Source organism: Pseudoalteromonas sp. AWM4_233 (assembly GCF_056158285.1).
This window is the reverse complement of sequence record NZ_JBSWSZ010000113.1, coordinates 46,022-66,463: the sequence shown is the minus strand read 5'-3', so window position 1 is coordinate 66,463 and position 20,442 is coordinate 46,022. Positions and strand designations below refer to the sequence as shown.

The following is a 20,442-nucleotide window of genomic DNA, read 5'->3' as shown; positions in this document are numbered from 1 at the left end:
GTGGAGCTACTGCTTGAATTTCTCTTTGCCTGTTTGCTCATGGGCTTAGCTATTGGGCTAGATGTTGCCATAGTCACAGCACTTTATAGTAAACAACTGAGCGACAAGGCTGTGAAAGTGCGTTGGGTAGTGGGAGTCACAGCAACCCATACTTTGTTTCCGATGTTTGGCTATATGCTGAGTTATTTTGGTTTGAAATGGCTACCGAGCATTAGCCCTATTATTGGTTTAGTTGCATTCGCGTTTATTGCTTATTTTCTGTATCAAGAATTGCAAGACTATCATGAAGGCGAAGAAGCCAACTTTACGCATAAAGCGATTTCATGGGCGTTGATCATCGCAGTGAGTTGGGATGCGCTTTGGTCAGGACCAGCGAAATCAGCGCAGATCATTAATTGGCCTGAGTCATTGGTTTGGTTGTCATTTTTTGTGGTAGGCGGACTAGTGCTATTGTCATCGCAAGTAGGCTTGTGGCTTGGTCGCTATTTAATAGCGTCTCAGAGAGATCCTAAGGTGAATCGAGGCTGGCATTGGCTGCAATATTCCACGATAGCTTACTTTGGTTTGTTGGCTTTATTTAGATATACCTTTAATAGCCAAGTTCATGATGGCGCGATATTTATGTTGGCTGCAACACTGGTTGGCAGTTACGTATTTTATCCGGCGAGGCAAAATAGAGAATAGTCAAAAGGCGGCTTTTACTTGTGAAGCTTATATGGGCAAGCTGCTTTTATTCACATGAAGTTTTTTATTCGCATGAAACAAAGGGGTTAGCGCAGTTCTGGCTACCCCTTTTATCTTTTGCAAAGGAAATAGGAAAATTCATATTTACAACTAGCTAGCCTGAAATTCAGGCTATAAAAAGTCAAAATCGCAACACAAAATGACTATTTGATCTGACTTTAATTAACTATAGACGAAGATATGCAATTTTGCTCATTTATTGAGCTGATATCTTTATTTAAAACTGATATTGAATACTGACTCCCGCTTGCCTTGGTGGTGCGAGATAAAACTCTGCGACACCAAATGACGCAGTAAAGTCGTTTGAACCTATAACATGGTATTTGTCAGTTAAATTGGTGACAAACGCAGTGACACTGAGTGACTCGTTGATCTGATAGTTTACTGATACATTCACCAGAGCTATGCTCTGTTGAGTTGCAAAAGGACTATTAAAGACATCATTGTACACTTTACTTCGATAAGCCCAGTCTAGGCGAGTCGAAAGCTGCTGGCCATGCGATAACTCCCATTTATATTTAATACCCAATGAGGCTGTCCACTTAGGTGTTTTAATCAGCTTGCTGTCTGTGGTGACTTCAGTAGCTGTACCAACATCGGTAAACTTGGCATCTGTATAAGACAAACTACCAGAAAAAGTAAAACCGCTGCCAGTGATGCGCTCAAACTCTATTTCAGCGCCCTGAGTCTCAGTATTACCAACGTTATCAATAAATATTTCGACGCCAGAATCCTCACCTGACTCACCTCCTCTTAGTTGCATGTCTTTGTGCTTCATAAAGAATGCCGTTGCATTTAATCTTAGGGTGTTATCAAACCACTGAGAGCGCATACCCAGTTCAAATGCGGTTAAGTATTCGGGATCAAACGGTCTGGCCGAAACGGGCGTATTAGCTACACCATTAAAACCGCCAGATTTGAATCCGCGAGACCCCGTTAGAAACAGCATCATATTGTTTGAAGTTTGGTATTGAACACTGGCTAAAGGCGAAAATACCCGCCAGCTTTTTTCTATTGGACCTTCTGGGCTCGTATCAGTTCTTTCTATGGCGACAACTTGGGCAATATTTCGGGTTGTAATGACTTGCTGCTTTTTCTTCTCACGGGTAATGCGACCACCTAAAGTTAACGTCCATTGCTCATCAAAGCGATAGTTACCATTGAAAAAGGCTGCGACACTTTCACTCTCAATGTCATTATTGAATGTGTTGTCTAAGTCGAGTCCAATATTTAAGGTATTGCCGGCGCCTCCAATTGCTGTCGGGTTGCTTATCGGAGAGCCATCAAGTGGGCCGGGTATTGTTTCAAGGCCAAGGTACAAGCCCTCGATAAAAGTAAAATTAAACAAATAGTGAATTTCTTCATCAATGGCGAACAGGCCTAGTAACCAATCGAACTGGCTACCGACACTACCTGTTAAATTAAACTCCTGACTTGTTTGTTTTTGAGTTTGGTAGTCTCTGGTTACGCCAATATTAAAAGAGTTATTGTCAAAATCACGACCATATACGGCTTCAAGGCTTCGATAGGAGCTAATCGACTTAAGCTTAAGCTGATCTGAGATATCCCACTCAATATTTGCTTTGTAGCCATATTGATTCAGGCGATTTTCGTTTTCATCAGTAGAGGCACTGCGAAATTTATCATCAAATACGGTCAGTTTAGGATAAGGGTCAATTGCTGGAGATACTTCAGCAATACTGTTGTACAAAACAATGAGTGAAGCATCATCATTTTTTTTAGGGAGCACTGAGGGCGCACTGCCATTGTTTTGTAGTTGTCTATCATAACTCAATTCAAAATTTAGCTGTTCTGATTGTTTAAAATTCAGTTTCGCAATGACATTGAGATCGTCTCGTCCGCCTTCTCTATCTCCATTAACACGAGTTACAAAACCTTCTCGATAGTTCTTCGACAAAGCTAAGCGTGCAGACACGTTATCATTAATAGGAGAATTGAAGATAACAGATGCATCTTTTCGGTTAAATTCGCCGATGGTCACCTGACCATTAAACTGTTTTTTGTCAGTGACTTTATTTGTGAACACATTAATGGCGCCGCCAATGGTATTTTTTCCAAACAGTGTGCCTTGTGGCCCTCTTAACACTTCGATGCGATCAATATCTAAAAAGCTGTAAATACCTCCGGCTGAGCGGGCATGGTAAACACCATCTATATAAATGCCGACACTCGGATCTGTGGTTGGAATAGGATCTACTTGTCCAACCCCTCGCATGGTGATCCCCGCACAATGCGTACAGCCTGAGTTCTCGCCTACCGTGGTAATTTCAATATTGGGAATAAAGTAAGAGGCTTCTAATAAGTTGGTTAAGCTGCGCTCTTTCAAAAAGCGATTTGACATGACAGAAACTGAAATGGGAGTGCGTTGCAAGTCTTCTTCAACTTTTCGAGCTTCGACGGTGACATTGATTAGTTCACTCAGCGACAAAGAAAATAAGTCTATTTCCTCATTGCTATCAGCTACTACAGTGCATGGTAAACAGATCAAAAATATAAAAGTCGCAACGCGAGTTTTCACTTTAAAAACGTAGTTCAAGGTAAGAGTCTCAACTTGAATAAACGATTGATTAAGTGTAGTTGAAGCGCCTTAGGTTTGTTGCGTAAATTTAAATTTTAAAAGGCCAAAAATGAGTGTTCCACAAGTTTTTTAACATTTTGAATGGACTTGGATACCAAATAGGTATTTATAGTGCAGTAATTTTCAACAAAGATGGGTGCTAGCTCAGATTTTACCAGCCTTAAGTGTTGGATGTCGTATAGCGATCAATAATTGTATTAATCTCTTCTTGAAGTAACGAGATTGCATTATTAATTTTGAGAATGTCTTGCTCAGAAAAGCGTTCACGATTGAGCATAAAGTGAATGGGGTTGTCATTGACTATATAAGGGTGAAGCTGAATGTTACCGCCGCGGTACGTAGAAAAGTAGTAAAGCCCAGCCATTTCATCTTCGATCAAAAATTCTACTCTTTTTAAATGCACCATGCTCATGCGCTGTTTAATGCTTTTTACAAAAGCAAATTGTGATTTGTTTTCTGGTTTTTGAAAGTGCCCATCAAATTCATCGCCGTAAAATGCCCCAGGGTTGATCACAAATGACATTTTTTGGTCGAACAGAGTTTTTAAGTCGTTGATTGGTTCAACTGGGAGGTGTGTGAATAATCGCATTCTTTCACGTCGATACGGTGCTGTAAAAGCAGCGATCTTTTCTCGTTCGATGTTGAAGCTTGAAGAGGGAAGCGCGTCAACTAAGCCAATACTGAGTTCTTTTATGGCCCTGTCAGTGGTTGGCAGTCTTACAAACTCAACGCAGTAGCCTGCTGTTTGAAACACTTTTCTGCTGATATCTATTTCAAGACCAAAGGCCCTGTCTTGTTGATACATAACATAGGGCGGCCATGTCGCGCCAATGCCTACGTGCACGGTTTTGTCTTTGGCACATTGCGCAAATAAGTTATGGCTGAATAAGAATAGGAAAAAGCAAACACTCAGTCGCAATATAAAGCTCATTTATCAAAAGCATTGTTATCACATGAGTATAGACAGAAATTAAATCGTAAGGAATGGCTAGTGGTGAAAACAAAAAGATAAGGTGTTTTATGTAAGCGCTTATCTTTTTGCTAAGAATATTCGGGCATTAATCGCTATAAGCTTATGGGCAAGTTGACATATCTTTCGATAACTCGCTGATAAAATTACCTGACTTATCAAGATAGCGATAAACCATGGTCACGCCATACTCTTTGAATGCTTTTAAGTCTTTATTGCCGCACAGTGGCTTTATTACTATGTCTTGAAGCAGTGTTGTAAATTGATTGGGATCTAATTGCTCGACACTGTAGTTAATCATAGTGTTGTTATAAATAATATGGCTGCTAAATGTCGCAACAGAGTCTAATCGTGTTTCTTCATCTAACATCACAGGCCCGTTTTTATTTAACATTGCTGCGGTTTTTGTAAGCTCAACTGATAAACTTCTTTGGTCAACCGTTGTTGTGGCAAAGCTGTTAGCACTAAATAGCAAAGAGGTAAGCAGGGCGGGTTTGAATAAATCCATTTCGTATCTTCATTATTATTAAAAAATGAATAATACACGAAAAAAGGGACTAAAATCTATGTCACAAATTACTTTTGGTAGAGCAACCCCCCAAACCACTGAATGTTTATGAACAAGGTGATTTGGGGAATATAGAGCGTCCTTTAGAAACGATAGCGAATTTTCGCTACAAAGTTGTCGCCGGTACGATTGTCCCAGCCCTCTTTGAATAGCGAGAAGTTGCTCTGATCTAAATCATCGATAGATTGTCCACCACGGCTATAAACCAAATAGATGTTAGAAAGCGGAGCAATCTCATAACGGTAGCGAATTTGCAGTCGTGTTGTTGAACGAGAAAAGTCGCTTACTACGGCGTTGGCATCGTATAGGTCACCATGCTTGTTAATTGCAAATAGGTTACCATTTTTACCGGTTACACTAACCCATTGGAAACGCACTCGAACTTCTTGCTTGTCATCGATGGTGGCGTCAAAGTCTAAGCTGTTTTCTAATTGCTTGTAGTCATAGCGCGCCAACTGGTCGTCAATCCAATATAGGCTTTGTTTTTGTTGCACAGCCCATAAACTCCAAGATACACGATAGTTATCTGTGAAGTAGTAGCTTGGGTGATAGTGGAAACGGCCGCCATCGCCTTCTCGGTCATAACTTTGTAGTCCAAAAGCGATATGGTGACGGAATTTGTTTTGGCTACCAAAGTTGTACTCAGTGAAAAACTCGCGGCCTGAACCTAAATTAAAATCGCCATTGCCACGGGTTGTTCTGTCATCAAGGCCTGATGACGTATAGTCGAAACGCCAGAACCAGAAAGCACTGTCTTTGTACTCTTCGGTACCGGTTATTCCCATTTCAGTTCTTAGATGATCGCCATCACTATTGTGGTCGCGCATAAAATAACCTTCAACACGACGTTGCTTTAAGCTGCTGTTTTCATCAAAGTCGGTGAAGTAACGTTCGTTGTTATACCAAACTCGTTGTAAATCTGAGCGTGATAAAAAGCCTAAATCATTGACTTGAAACTCTTCATCGTAAACCGTGAAGTTTAAGCGTTGCTGCCAGTTATCACTGAATTTATGTACAAAGTTCAGCCATGCGCCGTAGCCGTCGACTTGACCTTTGTGTGTGTCAGAATCAACAAAGCTGCCGTTTACTTGCGCACGAATTTGCAGTGTATCAGACACGTCAGTACGGTAATCGACACTGTGAACTTGAGACTCACGGCCCTGTGTCGCTTTATCTGCATAAGTAACTAAATAGCCAACTTGAGAGTCGTCAAAACGGTGTTGGGCACGGGCGGTGGCAAACTTGTTTGATTCTTTATCGTTAAAATGACCGTCATCTTCAAATACTGCCATTACACCAAAGTCATTATTTTGGCCATTCGACGTGTATTTAACAGCGGCATCAATGTCGCCATAAACACCAATTCGACGAGTGTGAACTAGGCGCATACCTGCATTACCCTGAATATCGAATAAAGCTTGGTTTTCTGTGAAGAAAGGGCGACGTTCTGCAAAGAAAGTTTCGAATGGTGAAAAGTTAACGACCAGGCCATCAGATTCGACCTGACCAAAATCAGGGTTTAATGCCACGCTCAATTGTTGACTTGCATCTGGGCGCCAGAAGATATCAACGCCGATATTACTGTCATCGGTATCGTTCAGCATATCACTTTGGTATGTTGCTGAAGCGAAGATATCTAAAGATGAGCTGGCATGGTTAGCAACCTTAATTTGACTGAACTCGCGTAAAAAGTCAGGCTGACTCGATGAGGTTGGTGCATGGCTGTAGCTTCGGTTCGACTTTACATCATGACGGCGAACGTAAATGCCCATTTGGCGTTCGTTACCGTCAATTGTCGCCATTGGCGCAACATTCCAAGGGATCAAATATTCAGCTACCCAACCTGTGTCAGTTTGGCTGGTTTTTCCAAACCAGGTGCCATCCCAGTCACTTTTGAAACGGTTATTGTTTTGCCAAATACCGTCGCGCATTGAGCCACCATTTCCTAGCGCAAAGCCATAAGCGGTGTTTTTACCATTATCAAAGTCGATAATAAGCTCAATAAAGTCACTTTCTAAATCACTGTCACGGGCGGTTCGCATAGAGGTTTGCTCATCGAGTGCTTGCGTGGCAATCACGGCAACGTGTATACCCTCTTCGCTAGAGAAGTATTTTACTTGAGTTTGCTTATCAGCTTGGGCAAGGGTGAATGGGCTGGTGGTTTTGTCTAAGTTGATGACTTGAGCGTTTTGCCATTGTACTTCATCAAGTACGCCATCGATTTGGGCGGCAAAGGTAGTCGGTAATACAAAAGCACTTGAAAGAGCGATGGCAACGGGAGAGCGCTTTAGCCATGTTTTAAGTGTATGTTTTATTTTTTTCATTTCTTTTCCCTGTTTTTGCTGGTGGCATTATATAGAGAAAAATCGAATGAAAAATGAGAAGGCCAACTTTTGCGTATATAAATTGTAAAATTATATTACTTATAGCAAATCGTTGGCCTTAGCTTAGTTGTTATTCAAGTTAAGCAGCAGCTTGAGCTGTATTTTCTTTGCGTTGGAACAGCATATTTGCTACTGCAAAAACGACTAATGTCGGCACGATCCAGCCAGCATTGTATTGATATAAAGGTAGGTAATTTACAAATACGTTATGCAGTTGCTCTGGCATATTTCCAAGGATCTTGAGCGCATCAATGACACCACCGGTGATCGCGGCTGCAATGGTTAAACTGTATACCAAGCCGTTGAACGTACGCTTTAAATAAAACAGACCCAATAAAATAATACTGATAGCAACAGGGTGAAGTACAACAACGAGTGGCAATGTAATAGCAATCAACAGGTCTAAGCCCAGATTAGCGACTAATGTTGTAATGGCAACAATCGTAATAGTACTGGTTTTGTAGTTAATGCTTTTGAAGTTTTGGCTAGTAAACTCAGCGCAAGCACAGGTCAAACCTATGGCGGTAGTCAAACAAGCGAGCGTTACAATCACACCCATCAGTAAAACACCTGGGGTGCCATAAATCCAATTCATGTAATTTGATAACAGTGCACCACCATTACTTTCAACAATGCCGTAATTTGCACCCACAAAAGCAATTGCAATATAAACGAAACACATCGCAACACTAGAAATCAGCACAATTTTGATCAGGTTAGGCACAACAGGCGCATTAGGGGCCGCACTTTTAAGTGCATTGATCACTAACCAGCCGAAGCCTACAGCACCTAATACGTCCATGGTCATATATCCTTCGGATAGGCCAGAGGCAATGGCGAAAGATTGGTATTGCTCTGCGGTGTTTTCGAGTTGTCCGTGAGGATATAAAAAAGCACTGATGGCGATAAATAACAGCATCAGTAATAAAACCGGCGTTAAGATTTTACCGATCCTGTCCATTAGTTTGCCTGGGCTAAGCGCAAAGAATAGCGTGGTTGCAGCCATCACTAAAGTGAAAGGTAACAAAGCCCAATCGGCGAAAAATGGTTTGGCAATAAACTCAAACGACACGCTAAATGTTCGTGGTAATGAAAATAGCGGGCCAATTGATAGAAACAATACACCCCAAAACAGTAAATGGCCTGCGCGCGGTAGTTTATTGGTAAGCGCTTCGCTACCACCCATATAGCCAATGGCAATTAGGGTGAGGGCAGGTAATCCCACAGCTGTGATTAAAAAACCTATGGTTGCTGGCCAGAAAAATTGACCTGAGCCTTGGCCCAACTGTGGCGGAAAAATAACGTTACCCGCACCTAAAAATAACGCAAAGGTCATAAACCCAAGCGTTAATAGAGAAGACTTTGACATGAAAACCTCGTAATAACCTGTCAGTCAATTGAGCGGCGCATTCTAGGGATTATTAGGGACAATGCAAATTTAGACTGTGCGATTAAAAAATGCAGATGAGAAGGGAATCTAAACAAAGAAATAAATAAAAACGAGCTGGGAGCATAATTGAAATTTTTTGCATAAACTATTTATGAATGTCGTAAATCAGAAGGTTTTATTTTTATTTGAGCGTTTAGTCCTTTTACACTTTTCTACAACTTCTCACGACATTTGACGGACTCTCACAGGTAATCGCGCTAACTTAGACTCATCAAAACAAACACCTTAGGCACTTACAATGAATGCAGCGAAAACACTAATCTCACTTTCTTTAGCGACTTTATTAACCGCGTGTGCGCACCACAATAATGTGCGTCCTTCAGACAGTGGCGAGCATTATGTGAAGCTCACGGCACAAACCAAATCTGAAGCAGGCAATGAAGCATTAAAACAGTCTAAGCACTTTTGTGATGAGCAAGACAAGAAAGCCTACGTACTGAATGAAAACATCACTTATGTTGGCAGCATGCCTGAAGAAGAATATTTACAAAATTTAAATATCGCTAGCGCGGTAGAAACCGCGGGTACTGTACTTTGGGTTTTAGGTGAAAATGCAGTTGATGATGTAGGCGCAGCGATGTCGATAGGCGGCGGTATCGCTGAAGATTCAATGGGCCAGCCATACGAGTTGGTGATGAGTTTTACGTGCCGTTAAACTGTTTACAATGTATTACATGAAAGGCTTACACTATGCAGAGTAAGTAATTAGAATTGCGACGAATTTTTAGGAATGGAATATAAGGGAAAAAATGAAAATTCGCGCAATTCTTCTAGCAACTTCGCTAATCTCTTCTTCAGCTTTTGCAAGCAACATTAACTTTGATTATGTTGAGGCAGGCTACGCCACTATATCGTTTGATGACTCTAGATTTGATCCAAAAGGTGTGGGGCTAAAGTTCAGTAAACAATTGGAAGAGAAGTTTTTAATCAAAGCCAGTTATATAGTAACAACAGACTCAGATGATAATGATGATTATGAGCTGGGTAAGTTGTATGCAGGTTTTGGTTTTCTAACGTTCTTAGAAGAAGATAAGGTTATTGAAGTATCTCCCTACTTTGGAAAGTTAAAAACTGAAATTGAATATTCATATAGTGGAGGTAGTGATAAAAGCTCTTACGACGCAACAATATATGGTTTAGAAGCCAATTATCACTTCGCGTTTAACAAAGCCTTAAACATGCTTGTTGGTGTGGGGTATGAGCATTTGGATTTTGATTATTTGTCAGAAAATAATGCAGTATATCAAGTACAGTTAAACTACAATTTTGCAGAGAACTTTACACTGAATTTTGCTCACAGAAATGCAAATGATTATAAAAACACCGGTTTAAGTATCCGTTATAACTTTTAATTTTAACCTGAGTTAAGATTAAATGTGTTTAAAAAGGCAACGTTAGTTGCTTTTTTAGTGCTTCTATTATTCGGCATTTAATTTAAATACTGTAATTGCATCAGATTTCGCCCATGTTGAGACTGCATGGGTCGAGTTAATGAACTCAAGTGCAGTGGCTGATTGCAGACCGCTTGGTCTTAGGTTTTTTGAATGCTTTAGTAACGTCTCATTTAGCTGAAATTCATCAATGCGATGGCTTTGCTCTGAGAAAGTTAAAATCGCGTTTTCGCTTCTAGATGGCGTTACTTTATTCAACCCCTTGATCTCATGCTCGTCTTTACTAACCACCTTCACAACTTCAAATGCTTGTTCATGGTTTTGGCGAGCCAAAACAATACCGCTGTTTATGGCATCGACCGCAACAAGATAGTGCCCGTTGCCAGTAAAAGTCACAGAAATTGGCATATCAAATGAGTGTTTTAAAGTTTGATAATAGTGAAACTTCCCAGCTTTATTACGTTTATAAACAGATACGGCTTTACCACTCATACCAGCGACAGCCAAAAATTGGCCTGTATTATCGGTTGTCACAGAAACCGCACCAAAAAGGGCTGCATCTTTGTTTGTATGAATTCGTTGAGACAGTATCGGTTTACCATCTTGATTCAAGTTAAATACACTAACACTATGGCTGACGGTTGCAGCGATAAACAATTGATTCGTATTGTGGTTAATTGCTAGCTCATAACCGCCTAAGAGCCCAACCGTATCTTGTTCTGGTTTGATGGTTTCAGGTTGTTTAAATACTTGTATAAAAGGCAGATTGTCAGACAAGGTGTGTTGTAACTTTAATCCTGTTTTTTTAGAAAAGCTAAAGTGTAGCAGTGCGCTGTGGTAATAACTTAACACATAAATGTTTTGGCCTTTTTCGTCGCTCACCACAGAAAGTGCGCCCTCGAGTTTAATTCTGTCGCTGCTTTTAATTGTTTGCTGATGTGAAAGCGATAAGTCAGAGTTCACCTTAAATACCGAAAGCGAGTTATCATCGGCACTGGCAACAAATACCCATTTCTTATCTTTGCTTAATGCGATGTCTCTCGGGTTATTTAACCCATCAACATCTTGAACATTATCAGTTAAAACAAAGCTTGGCGTTTGCTCAATAGAGAGAATATTTGCATTTGCAGCCACGGTGGTGATTGATAGAAAGATATAAATAAAAAAGCGTACCGTTTTCAAAGCGCACGACCTAAGCGTTTTAATAGTATTTGCTCATCATGTCATTTTTCACTCTCTCTTAACACAGGAATTTTCTGAGCTATCTCAATTTGTTCAAAATAAAACCGGGATATTAATTGATCTGAGTCAATTTAGTGTTTAGTATATTTCTAAAGTTTCAGTAATTATTGAAACTTTAGAATCTTAGTTGAGGAGGATTGCAACTAAGGCGTGCTTGGGTCGTGTTCGGAGGGGAACATGTTAGATACATTAATGCTGTCGCGAATACAGTTTGCGGCAAATATCAGTTTTCATATTTTATTTCCTACTATAACCATCGCGTTAGGATGGTTTCTCGTATTCTTTAAAGTCAGGTTTGAACAAACCGGCGATGCGGTTTGGATGCGAGCCTATCGTTTCTGGGTAAAAATTTTTGCGCTGACTTTTGCACTAGGTGTTGTGAGTGGCATCACCATGTCGTTTCAATTCGGCACGAACTGGCCGGGTTTTATGGAAAAAGTGGGCAACATTGCAGGGCCATTACTCGGTTACGAAGTGCTAACCGCGTTTTTTCTAGAAGCAACTTTCTTAGGGATCATGTTGTTTGGTATTAATAAGGTGCCAGTGCGCGTGCACACCATTGCCTGTTTTGTGGTGGCGATTGGCACAACCTTATCGGCATTTTGGATCTTAAGCCTTAATTCTTGGATGCAAACTCCCGTTGGCTTTGAAATGCGAGACGGCATTGCTTATCCGACCGATTGGTGGGCGATCATTTTTAACCCTTCCTTTCCTTATCGTTTTACTCACAAGCTGATTGCATCGGGCCTTACAGCGAGCTTTTTAATCGCTGGGATCAGTAGTTATCGTTTGCTGCGAGGCGATGATAAGAAAGCGCCAAAACTCACGCTTAAGGTCGCGCTGGTTGTGGCTGCAGTGTTGGCACCGTTACAAGCCTATGTAGGTGATTTGCACGGCCTCAATACGTTTGAACATCAACCACAAAAAGTCGCTGCGATGGAAGGCGTGTGGGAAACCACACAAGGCGCCCCTTTATTATTATTTGCTATTCCAGACGAAGAGCAGCGAACAAATCATTTTGAACTGGCAGTGCCAAATTTAGCGAGTTTAATTCTAACCCATCAGTTAGATGGCGAAATTAAAGGCTTAAATGAATTTAAAGGTGAACACCCGCCTGTGAAGCCTGTGTTCTTTAGTTTTAGAGTTATGGTGGGGCTTGGTTTATTCATGATTGCAGTTGCTTGGTTTGCCGCATTTAAGCTTTATAAAAATAACGCTTTACCAAATTGGTTACTACGAACTTTGGTGGCAATGAGTTTCTCTGGCTGGGTGGCAACGCTAGCTGGCTGGTATGTCACTGAAATTGGCCGTCAGCCCTTTATTGTTAGCGGTGTTTTAACTGTCGATCAAGCAGCCACCACCATTGCGCCAGCTAATGTCGGGTTTAGCTTAGTCATGTACCTAATCGTGTATGCATTTTTATTGGTTGCTTACTTACACACGGTATTTTTGATGGCGAGAAAAGCGGTGCTCATTGAAGAGATATCGCTACAAGAGCATGTTGGCAAAAAACGTTCAACTATTGAAATCAAGGAGTCTGCGCATGTTTGAACAAGATACCTTAGCGATTATTTACGCAGCGTTAATGGCGTTAGCTGTGCTGTTATATGCGATTTTGGACGGCTATGACTTGGGAGTGGGTATTTTATTGCCCACCAACAACGATCATGATGCCGATAAAATGATCGCTTCAATTGGTCCATTTTGGGATGCCAATGAAACCTGGTTAGTTTTAGCAATTGGTTTACTGTTAATTGCGTTCCCAACCGCGCATAGTTTGGTACTAAAAGCGCTGTATATTCCCTGTACTTTTATGCTGATTGGTTTGATTTTGCGTGGCGTTGCGTTTGATTTCAGAGCTAAAGCCATTGTCGACCACAAGAGTGCATGGGACTTGGCTTTTAAGTTTGGTTCACTGCTGGCAGCAACATCGCAGGGCTATATGTTAGGGCGCTATGTAATGGGCTTTGATGAATCTGCTTGGTCTTATGGTTTTGCCCTGTTAAGTGCTGTCGGTGTAGCTGCGGCTTATACTCTAATTGGTGCAGCTTGGTTAGTGATGAAAACCGAAGGTGAGTTGCAGCAATACGCAATTAAAGTCTGCAAGCGTTGTGTGTATGTTGCATTAGTAGGCATTGCCCTCGTGTCAGGCGCCAATTTATGGTTGTCGCCAGAGATTTTCTTGAAGTGGTTTAGCTGGCCGAGCATGCTGCTGTTATTACCGTTGCCGATTATCTGTTTTAGTTGCTTTGTATTAATTGCTCGAAAGCTATCGCAGTTAACAACCCAGCCAGATAATAAAGCACATCATCCGTTTATCTTGAGCGTGACTATTTTTACTCTGTCGTTCTTGGGGTTAGCAATTAGCTTCTTTCCAGACATAGTGCCAAATCATCTTACTATTTGGCAGGCAGTAGCAGCGGCAGAATCACTGGCCTTTTTACTTTGGGGAGCATTACTTGTGGTGCCAACAATCTTGGCCTACACCGCTTATTCGTATCGCGTGTTTTGGGGCAAAGTCGACGACCTAAGATATTATTAATTTAACCTGAGCTATGGATAATAAATTTATCTCCAGCGGCTACTTTCAACGCTAACTACGTTGAATTTACTTGCAATAGGCTAGCTATTGACGCGTAAATTCGTCTTGTTATCCCTGAAAGTTTCTGGCTGCAGACTTGAAAAATACTTATCAATTCAAGATCAACACTTTAGTAAACCCCTTAACCAAAGCTCAGGTTAATACTTTAACTTTACTAGCAAGTTTATGAACATTTTCCCAACCTCATAAACTTGCTACTTTTTAGTTGATATAGCAGACTACTAAAGAGAATAACTAAATATAATGCCAAAGAATGTCATGCGATTTCAGATAGACGACAAAGTGTTAGATACAGTAACAGGGATAGTAAGCAGCGTTGACTCTGAACATTCTATTCGTGCAAAAACCTTGCAAGTTCTTAATTATCTTATTGAGCATAAAAGCGATATTGTTAGCAAGCAGGCAGTCATAAACGCCGTTTGGGATGATGTTGTTGTTCAAGACCAAGTTCTGACACAGTCGATTAAAGAGATCCGAGACTTACTCGGTGCTAATGTAATAAAAACCTATTCTCGTAAAGGCTATCAGTGGGTTGCGCCTTTATTACCTGAAAAAGTTCAGGCAGAGCCTATTCCGTCAATTAACTCTCAAGCTAGAATTAAAACTCGGCCAGTCATAGATAAAAGCAAAGTTTGGATTGGCGCGTCAATCGCCGTTCTTTTGCTGCTTATAATGGTATTTGTGTTTTTATTTATTCGTTCAGAGCCGCCTCTAAAAGTGGCATTTTTACCTGTCAAGAATGATGTGCAAGACAGCGTTCACAATTGGGTCCCATTGCGTGGTCAGGAGCAACTCTCGCTTGGTTTAAGTCAGTCAACTCAATTAACCGTCATTGAGAGCGATCATGTACTTTTCGCGATAGAAAGGCTGAACGCCGAGCAACGAAGAGCTTATCAAAGTGGGGCGCTTTATCCCATTCAAGAGAAGTTAGAAGCTGATTTAATCGTTGCCACTCGTTTAACAGGCTTCCCTGAAGATTTCCAACTGCATTATCAATTACAAACGCCATTTGGTGTGGAGCAAGGTATTGAGTTCGCATCCTCTGTTGATGACGCGTTCAATCAATTAGTGAGCAAAATAGCAATTCGCTTCGATGAATATCAGCCCTCAGGTAATGATAAAAGCATCAGCCAATTTAGTAATGAGGCCTTTGCTAGAGGTGTTGCAAAATATTTAGAGCAAGATTTCGTTGCTGCAAAACCCTTGTTGCAAACTGCGTTAAGTACAGAGCCAGATTTATTGGCGGCCAAACGTTATTTGGCTGCGAGCTATGCAAACTCAGGGCAAATTACAGAGGCGATAGCGTTGCTTAAAGACAGTATTAATCTGGCTCAAACTCAAGGAGAGCAAGGTAGAGAGTTATTGCGCGCTTATTTAATGATTGGATATTTGCAAATAAATTGGCCACAGCAAACCGACAGAGAAAACGAATTGCTCAGTGCTGAGCAGTATGTTGAACAAGCGAAACAATTGGCTGAGCAGCAAAACGATGAGTTATTTATTGCGTATTCTCATGAAGAGCTTGGCAAAATCAAGCGTTTGCAAGGTGAGTTTAGCGACTCTGCACACCATCTCACTGCGGCACTGCAATATCATAAGCAGTTTCAAGGTGATTATGGTCAAACTGCTGCGCTAATTGAATTAGCAAAGGTGTCAAATGCGCAGCAAAATAATGCGCTTGCAGAGCAATATTTACAACAAGCATTTGAAATCGCGACTCACTCACAAGCACCTGCAAACCAGATTTGGGTATTATTAGCTAGGGCTGATATTGCAAGGAGCCAATTATTGCAAAGCAAAGCGGAACAGTTTGCGAAAAAGGCTCAGGTTATCGCCAATCACAGCGATAACCCTATGTTGATAGCGCGAGTTGATGCTTGGTTTAATGATTCACCGGTTTACACAGTTAATTAATCTAAAAAGAGAATAGTGATTAAACCAATTTCCCTCCTTATGATTGATTTAACTTGTGTATATATGCTTCTAAAGCTTCTTTATGTTCAGAGGCGTCTATAAGCTTTTGGGCTTTGTCTGGGTTGCTCAAATAAATAGAGTAAATAGCATCTTGGAAAGCAGACAATTTACTTTTTGTGCCATGTACCTTATCTAGGTTTGAGATCACAAAATCAGGATAGTGATAACTAGCATTTTTTAGAATGTTATAAATTGCATTTTGAGAGTTTGTCATGTTTAAACTTTCAACCCACTCTAAAGCTGATTTAGGGTCTTCTCTAGCAAAATACGTTGCGGCTTTGGAAATTGCTTCGCTCTGCTGTTGTTCGTCAAATTGTTTAATATACCAATCAGATGCATATTTTGGTTCTGATTTGATCCAATTCTTTAGAGCGAGATTGAATAAACGCGGAGATTTTTGCTCTTCATCCAACATATTGACCCAAGCTGCTGCATCTTGAGGTGCTTTAGCAAACCATTGAGCAGTAACCTCTACCATACCGCTGTCGTGAAATTGCGAAACACTAAGCACATCTAATAAAGATCTAAATTCATTAGACTGATTAATACTTTCAGATAATCTTTCCATCGAAAAAGCGGTTAATTTATTTTGCTGTAATAGCTCGGAGATCTTAGTTAACCCTAGAGATTTATTTTTATTATAGAGGTGATTTAGCACTGTGGCTGATAAAAAATCTTTTGCTAAATGTTCATATTCAGTTTGACTAAAGTCTTCGGAAGCGTACCACTCGAGTGCCTCCTCTGGAGAAGAGGCACTCCATATTGAAAAAACTGACTGGATATTTCCTAATTTTTGATAGTGTTCGTCACTCATACTCATTGATATTTCAAGGGCTTTTTGAGGTTGTAATTCTGCGAGTGTTTCAAGTGTAATAATGAGTAGACGAGACGCTGCGTAGTTTGGTAACTGATCAACTAAATCTTCTGCTTTTTGCTGCAACTGGTATTCGTCTAGCTCTGAAAGTAGTTGATAAAAAGGCGCAACCATTTTGTTTGTAATGTTTAAATCGTGAATGTTTTTATTACGAATCAAAAAGTCGTCAACCTTATCAAGTACGACTTTTTTAGTGAATAAGTTCTGATTTGTGGTGTGAAGTTTTGTTTTTTCGTATGATTTCACCCCCTGTTCTGAAGGGGATTGTTGTGAAACAGTTCCATTTAAATTGTTTAATTTGCTAGAGTCGTTTATAGCTACCTGAGACCCTTTTAAATAAAACCCCGCACTAAACGAGACCGCGCAAGAAACAAGGCAAATCCCCCATGTTTTTGATGACATAATTATCCTTAACTTAAAACTTAGTAACTACTTAACTAAATTAATTACTTTTCTGGTGAACTTATATTTGTAATGAAGTTATGTTCGGGTACAAGATTATCATGAGCTTCTAATTTAGCAATATCTGTTAACTTTATTGCAGTGGTAAGCCTTTCATTAATAATGGTAATCTGCTCTTCTCTTTTGTTATTCGTGATTATATTACTTGCTTCGCCTGATATTTTTTGACCTGAGTGTAATGTGATGGTGATCTGACTTTTCCTCATACAGACAATCTCAAAGTAATCATGCACATCGCAGCTAACTGTAGTTTTCATTGTTTGTCCTAATTTCGTTTTGATAGTGAACTTATGAGTTGAACTAAACGTAATTAGACTAGGTGCCTATTTCTATTGGATAAATACTTTGCTAAAGATAAACACGCTTTATTGGTTCACTCACGATTTAAGGTTACAAGATAATCTATTGCTGAATAATGTGTGTGATTTTTCAGATGAAATGTCGTTTGTTTATATATTGAATGAGTCAGATTTCAAAGCGAACAACTTTCAGCAACGAGCAATGGGCAAACGGCGTCTCGTTTTTACTTTGCAAGCAATCTCAAATTTGGCACTTCAACTAGCCGCCAGAGGCCACAACTTAATACTTCTCAAAGGCAACCCTGTTACTGCTATAAGCAATTTATGTCAGAAGCTACAAGTCAATACCTTAGCTGTAGCGCATCAAGTTGGTGTGTATGAAAAGCAATGGCTCAAAGAGATTGAGCAGAACACCTCCGTTAGGCTGCATAGTGCTTGGCAACACACTCTTTGGCATGACACGGAAATTTTAAGTCATCCGGCCTACCTTGATAGCTTTTCAAAATATCGCCGTTTTGTCGAAAAACAAAAAACTTCTGAGATTGCCGAGCCCTTAACACTGAATGAGCTGTTTCCGCCAGCGACTAAAACTGCATTAGATTTTATGAGTACAGAGCAGGTGATTGGTGACATTTTACGAAGTGAAGGGCTAAGTGATGAAGACTTTACCGAGTCACTATTTCAAGGTGGTGAGCATGCAGCTTCAGCACACTTAAAAAGTTACTTCGATTCAACTGCAGCAAGTACTTATAAAGAAACTCGCAACGAACTCGATGGCTGGCAGCTGTCTACTAAATTTAGCCCTTATCTTGCGCAAGGCAGTTTGTCACCAAGGCAAGTGTGGCATGCGGTTGAGCAATATGAATCTAATGTCATAGAGAATGAATCAACTTATTGGATTAAATTTGAGTTGTTATGGCGCGAGTACTTTCAATGGTTAGCCCTGTACCAAGGTGAAAGCCTGTTTTCATTTAAAGGACAAGCGAATAGCAAGCCATTAACGAGCTTTTTCCCTGAACGATTTAAAAAATGGTGTGAAGGCGAAACTCCTTACCCACTGGTCAATGCATGTATGAAGCAACTTAATCATACTGGGTTTATGTCTAACCGAGGTAGACAAATCGTGGCTAGCTGTTTAGTAAACGAGCTCTGTCTTGATTGGCGTTATGGTGCTGCTTATTTTCAGCGACAATTACTCGATTATGATGTGGCATCTAACTGGGGCAACTGGCAGTACATTGCTGGTGTGGGTGCAGATCCCCGAGGTGGTCGTCACTTCAATATCGAAAAACAGCATGCACAATATGACCCTCATGATGTCTTTATTAATCACTGGCTTAGTAAGCAAGATTTTCAACCGCTGGACTCGGTTGATGCCGCTGATTGGCCAGTTGATACGCGTGCACAATAGTTTATGGCGATTTCAGTCGTTTGGTTAAAACGAGACTTACGGCTCACAGATCATGAGCCCTTAATTAAAGCTGCGCAGTCAGGTCATGCTGTTTTGTTAGTGTATTGCTTTGAGCCCATGCTGCTTCATGATCCGCATTACAAACCTCGGCACTGGCAGTTTGTTCTGTCATCTCTAAAAGACATAGCTGCACGCGTGCCAGAAGGTTCGCTCTATATCAGTTTTAAAGACGTTCAACACACTTTTGCAGAGCTGCATGATAAATACACCATTGCCGGACTCTACTCTCATCAAGAAATAGGCTTAAATAACACTTTTGAGCGAGACAAGTTGATTGCATCTTGCTGCGAAAATGCTGGCATTACTTGGCATGAAACCCCATATGGCGCCGTAATTAGAGGGCTAACACATCGCAAAACCTGGGACGAGTATTGGCAAAAAGTCATGCGTGCCCCAACTGCTGATGTTGACCTAGATTCAGTTAATTGGTGTGTTGAAAATGAATTTTCAGACAGTGTAAAAAAGGCGGAAATTGACGAGCACCCAGAATGGTTTTTAGAAGCAGGAGAATACCAACAAGGTGGTGAAATAGCTGCCAAAGAGGTTTTAGATTCCTTCTTTGATACACGTGGCCAAGCATATGCTTACAGTGTTTCGAGCCCGATATTGAGCCAAACTCATTGCTCTAGGCTCTCTCCTTATTTAGCGTGGGGAAATATCAGTTTAAGGCAAGCGTATCAGGCTGTATTACAAAACTGGCAAAAAAAAGGTTGGCGCAGAAGCCTAGTTGCTTTTACCTCTAGATTGCATTGGCACTGTCATTTTATCCAAAAATTTGAAAGTCAGAGTTCGATGGAGTTTGAGCCTGTTAACTTGGGCTATACACATTTACCGCGCGCTGATAAATCACTCGCAGCCGAGCGCCTTATTGCATGGCAACAAGGTAAAACCGGAGTGCCCATGGTTGATGCGTGCATGCGTTGTTTAATTGCAACCGGATATATCAACTTTCGAATGCGGGCGATGTTAGTGAGTTTCTTATGTCATCATCTCGAAGTGGATTGGCGCGAAGGTGCCCCTTATTTGGCCAGTCTCTTCTTAGATTTTGAACCGGGTATTCATTACAGCCAAATGCAAATGCAGGCTGGGGTAACGGGTTTTAATACCATACGAATTTATAGCCCAGTCAAACAAGGCCTTGAAAAAGACCCAGACGGTGAGTTCGTAAAACTTTGGTTGCCTGAGCTTGCCAATATTCCCGCGCCACTCGTACATGAGCCTTGGCAGCTTTCGCCAATGGAGCAACTTATGTATGGCGTTGAACTTGGCAAAAATTACCCTGACCCCATTGTTGATGTATCAAAAAGCTACAAAGCAGCCCAAGATTTATTGTGGAAGTGGCGCAAGCGCCCCGAAGTTCGTGCTCAAGTCGGTCATCTATTAGCCCGCCATGTCAGACCCGATTAGAAAAA

General features: G+C 40.8%; 16 protein-coding genes. 8 read left to right on the top strand and 8 right to left on the bottom strand.

The window, feature by feature from the left end:
• On the top strand, positions 1 to 684 hold the full coding sequence (locus ACXAC4_RS21870; RefSeq protein WP_475165403.1) for a manganese efflux pump: 684 nt from the start codon (positions 1 to 3) through the stop codon (positions 682 to 684).
• A 277-nt stretch (positions 685 to 961) separates the two neighbouring features.
• On the opposite strand, the gene ACXAC4_RS21865 is transcribed toward ACXAC4_RS21870, so the two are convergent.
• From ACXAC4_RS21865 to brnQ, 5 genes are all read right to left on the bottom strand, one after another.
• Positions 962 to 3,301, bottom strand: a complete 2,340-nt coding sequence (locus ACXAC4_RS21865; protein ID WP_475165402.1) for a TonB-dependent receptor — start codon at positions 3,299 to 3,301, stop codon at positions 962 to 964.
• Positions 3,302 to 3,503: 202 nt separating this feature from the next.
• Positions 3,504 to 4,262 carry a substrate-binding periplasmic protein gene (locus ACXAC4_RS21860; protein ID WP_475165399.1) on the bottom strand — a complete coding sequence of 253 codons (759 nt, stop codon included), beginning with the start codon at positions 4,260 to 4,262 and terminating at the stop codon, positions 3,504 to 3,506.
• Positions 4,263 to 4,416: 154 nt separating this feature from the next.
• Positions 4,417 to 4,821, bottom strand: a complete 405-nt coding sequence (locus ACXAC4_RS21855; RefSeq protein ID WP_475165398.1) for a hypothetical protein — start codon at positions 4,819 to 4,821, stop codon at positions 4,417 to 4,419.
• Positions 4,822 to 4,964: 143 nt separating this feature from the next.
• Positions 4,965 to 7,205, bottom strand: coding sequence for a DUF5916 domain-containing protein (locus tag ACXAC4_RS21850; protein ID WP_475165395.1), 2,241 nt, complete (start codon positions 7,203 to 7,205; stop codon positions 4,965 to 4,967).
• A 139-nt stretch (positions 7,206 to 7,344) separates the two neighbouring features.
• Positions 7,345 to 8,634 carry a branched-chain amino acid transport system II carrier protein gene (gene brnQ, locus ACXAC4_RS21845; protein ID WP_475165392.1) on the bottom strand — a complete coding sequence of 430 codons (1,290 nt, stop codon included), beginning with the start codon at positions 8,632 to 8,634 and terminating at the stop codon, positions 7,345 to 7,347.
• 319 nt (positions 8,635 to 8,953) lie between these two features.
• Here brnQ and ACXAC4_RS21840 point away from each other — a divergent pair, with 319 nt between their 5' ends.
• Both ACXAC4_RS21840 and ACXAC4_RS21835 read left to right on the top strand, forming a co-directional pair.
• Positions 8,954 to 9,370, top strand: coding sequence for a hypothetical protein (locus ACXAC4_RS21840; protein WP_138560060.1), 417 nt, complete (start codon positions 8,954 to 8,956; stop codon positions 9,368 to 9,370).
• A 94-nt stretch (positions 9,371 to 9,464) separates the two neighbouring features.
• Positions 9,465 to 10,067, top strand: coding sequence for a hypothetical protein (locus ACXAC4_RS21835; protein WP_475165389.1), 603 nt, complete (start codon positions 9,465 to 9,467; stop codon positions 10,065 to 10,067).
• Positions 10,068 to 10,133: 66 nt separating this feature from the next.
• Here ACXAC4_RS21835 and ACXAC4_RS21830 read toward each other — a convergent pair whose 3' ends face one another.
• Positions 10,134 to 11,288 (bottom strand): lactonase family protein, encoded by a 1,155-nt coding sequence (locus tag ACXAC4_RS21830; protein ID WP_475165386.1) that lies wholly within the window; start codon positions 11,286 to 11,288, stop codon positions 10,134 to 10,136.
• Between the two features lie 237 nt (positions 11,289 to 11,525).
• On the opposite strand from ACXAC4_RS21830, the gene ACXAC4_RS21825 reads away from it, so the two are divergent.
• From ACXAC4_RS21825 to ACXAC4_RS21815, 3 genes are all read left to right on the top strand, one after another.
• Positions 11,526 to 12,899, top strand: a complete 1,374-nt coding sequence (locus tag ACXAC4_RS21825; RefSeq protein ID WP_475165383.1) for a cytochrome ubiquinol oxidase subunit I — start codon at positions 11,526 to 11,528, stop codon at positions 12,897 to 12,899.
• Positions 12,892 to 13,890: a cytochrome d ubiquinol oxidase subunit II gene (locus ACXAC4_RS21820; RefSeq protein WP_475165381.1), complete on the top strand. Its 999-nt coding sequence runs from the start codon at positions 12,892 to 12,894 to the stop codon at positions 13,888 to 13,890. The genes ACXAC4_RS21825 and ACXAC4_RS21820 overlap by 8 nt, the downstream gene beginning before the upstream one ends.
• 318 nt (positions 13,891 to 14,208) lie before the next feature.
• Positions 14,209 to 15,864: a winged helix-turn-helix domain-containing protein gene (locus ACXAC4_RS21815; protein ID WP_475165376.1), complete on the top strand. Its 1,656-nt coding sequence runs from the start codon at positions 14,209 to 14,211 to the stop codon at positions 15,862 to 15,864.
• A gap of 37 nt (positions 15,865 to 15,901) precedes the next feature.
• Here ACXAC4_RS21815 and ACXAC4_RS21810 read toward each other — a convergent pair whose 3' ends face one another.
• Both ACXAC4_RS21810 and ACXAC4_RS21805 read right to left on the bottom strand, forming a co-directional pair.
• Positions 15,902 to 17,200: a hypothetical protein gene (locus ACXAC4_RS21810; RefSeq protein WP_475165372.1), complete on the bottom strand. Its 1,299-nt coding sequence runs from the start codon at positions 17,198 to 17,200 to the stop codon at positions 15,902 to 15,904.
• Between the two features lie 44 nt (positions 17,201 to 17,244).
• The gene (locus ACXAC4_RS21805) at positions 17,245 to 17,517 is read right to left on the bottom strand and encodes a Rho-binding antiterminator (protein WP_475165369.1); all 273 of its coding nucleotides are present in this window, start codon (positions 17,515 to 17,517) and stop codon (positions 17,245 to 17,247) included.
• Positions 17,518 to 17,605: 88 nt separating this feature from the next.
• On the opposite strand from ACXAC4_RS21805, the gene ACXAC4_RS21800 reads away from it, so the two are divergent.
• Together ACXAC4_RS21800 and ACXAC4_RS21795 are read left to right on the top strand one after the other, a co-directional pair.
• Entirely contained in the window at positions 17,606 to 18,970 is a 1,365-nt protein-coding gene (locus ACXAC4_RS21800) for a DASH family cryptochrome (protein WP_475165367.1), read from the top strand.
• Between the two features lie 3 nt (positions 18,971 to 18,973).
• Positions 18,974 to 20,437 (top strand): cryptochrome/deoxyribodipyrimidine photo-lyase family protein, encoded by a 1,464-nt coding sequence (locus ACXAC4_RS21795; RefSeq protein ID WP_475165363.1) that lies wholly within the window; start codon positions 18,974 to 18,976, stop codon positions 20,435 to 20,437.
• Positions 20,438 to 20,442: the final 5 nt, after the last annotated feature.

What these genes read in the sequence shown, in the direction of transcription:
- ACXAC4_RS21855 (WP_475165398.1), bottom strand. Translation starts at nt 4,821, where the DNA reads ATGGATTTATTCAAACCCGCCCTGCTTACCTCTTTGCTATTTAGTGCT.
- ACXAC4_RS21835 (WP_475165389.1), top strand. Translation starts at nt 9,465, where the DNA reads ATGAAAATTCGCGCAATTCTTCTAGCAACTTCGCTAATCTCTTCTTCA.
- ACXAC4_RS21815 (WP_475165376.1), top strand. Translation starts at nt 14,209, where the DNA reads ATGCGATTTCAGATAGACGACAAAGTGTTAGATACAGTAACAGGGATA.
- ACXAC4_RS21825 (WP_475165383.1), top strand. Translation starts at nt 11,526, where the DNA reads ATGTTAGATACATTAATGCTGTCGCGAATACAGTTTGCGGCAAATATC.
- ACXAC4_RS21810 (WP_475165372.1), bottom strand. Translation starts at nt 17,200, where the DNA reads ATGTCATCAAAAACATGGGGGATTTGCCTTGTTTCTTGCGCGGTCTCG.
- ACXAC4_RS21820 (WP_475165381.1), top strand. Translation starts at nt 12,892, where the DNA reads ATGTTTGAACAAGATACCTTAGCGATTATTTACGCAGCGTTAATGGCG.
- ACXAC4_RS21840 (WP_138560060.1), top strand. Translation starts at nt 8,954, where the DNA reads ATGAATGCAGCGAAAACACTAATCTCACTTTCTTTAGCGACTTTATTA.
- ACXAC4_RS21850 (WP_475165395.1), bottom strand. Translation starts at nt 7,205, where the DNA reads ATGAAAAAAATAAAACATACACTTAAAACATGGCTAAAGCGCTCTCCC.
- brnQ (WP_475165392.1), bottom strand. Translation starts at nt 8,634, where the DNA reads ATGTCAAAGTCTTCTCTATTAACGCTTGGGTTTATGACCTTTGCGTTA.
- ACXAC4_RS21795 (WP_475165363.1), top strand. Translation starts at nt 18,974, where the DNA reads ATGGCGATTTCAGTCGTTTGGTTAAAACGAGACTTACGGCTCACAGAT.
- ACXAC4_RS21805 (WP_475165369.1), bottom strand. Translation starts at nt 17,517, where the DNA reads ATGAAAACTACAGTTAGCTGCGATGTGCATGATTACTTTGAGATTGTC.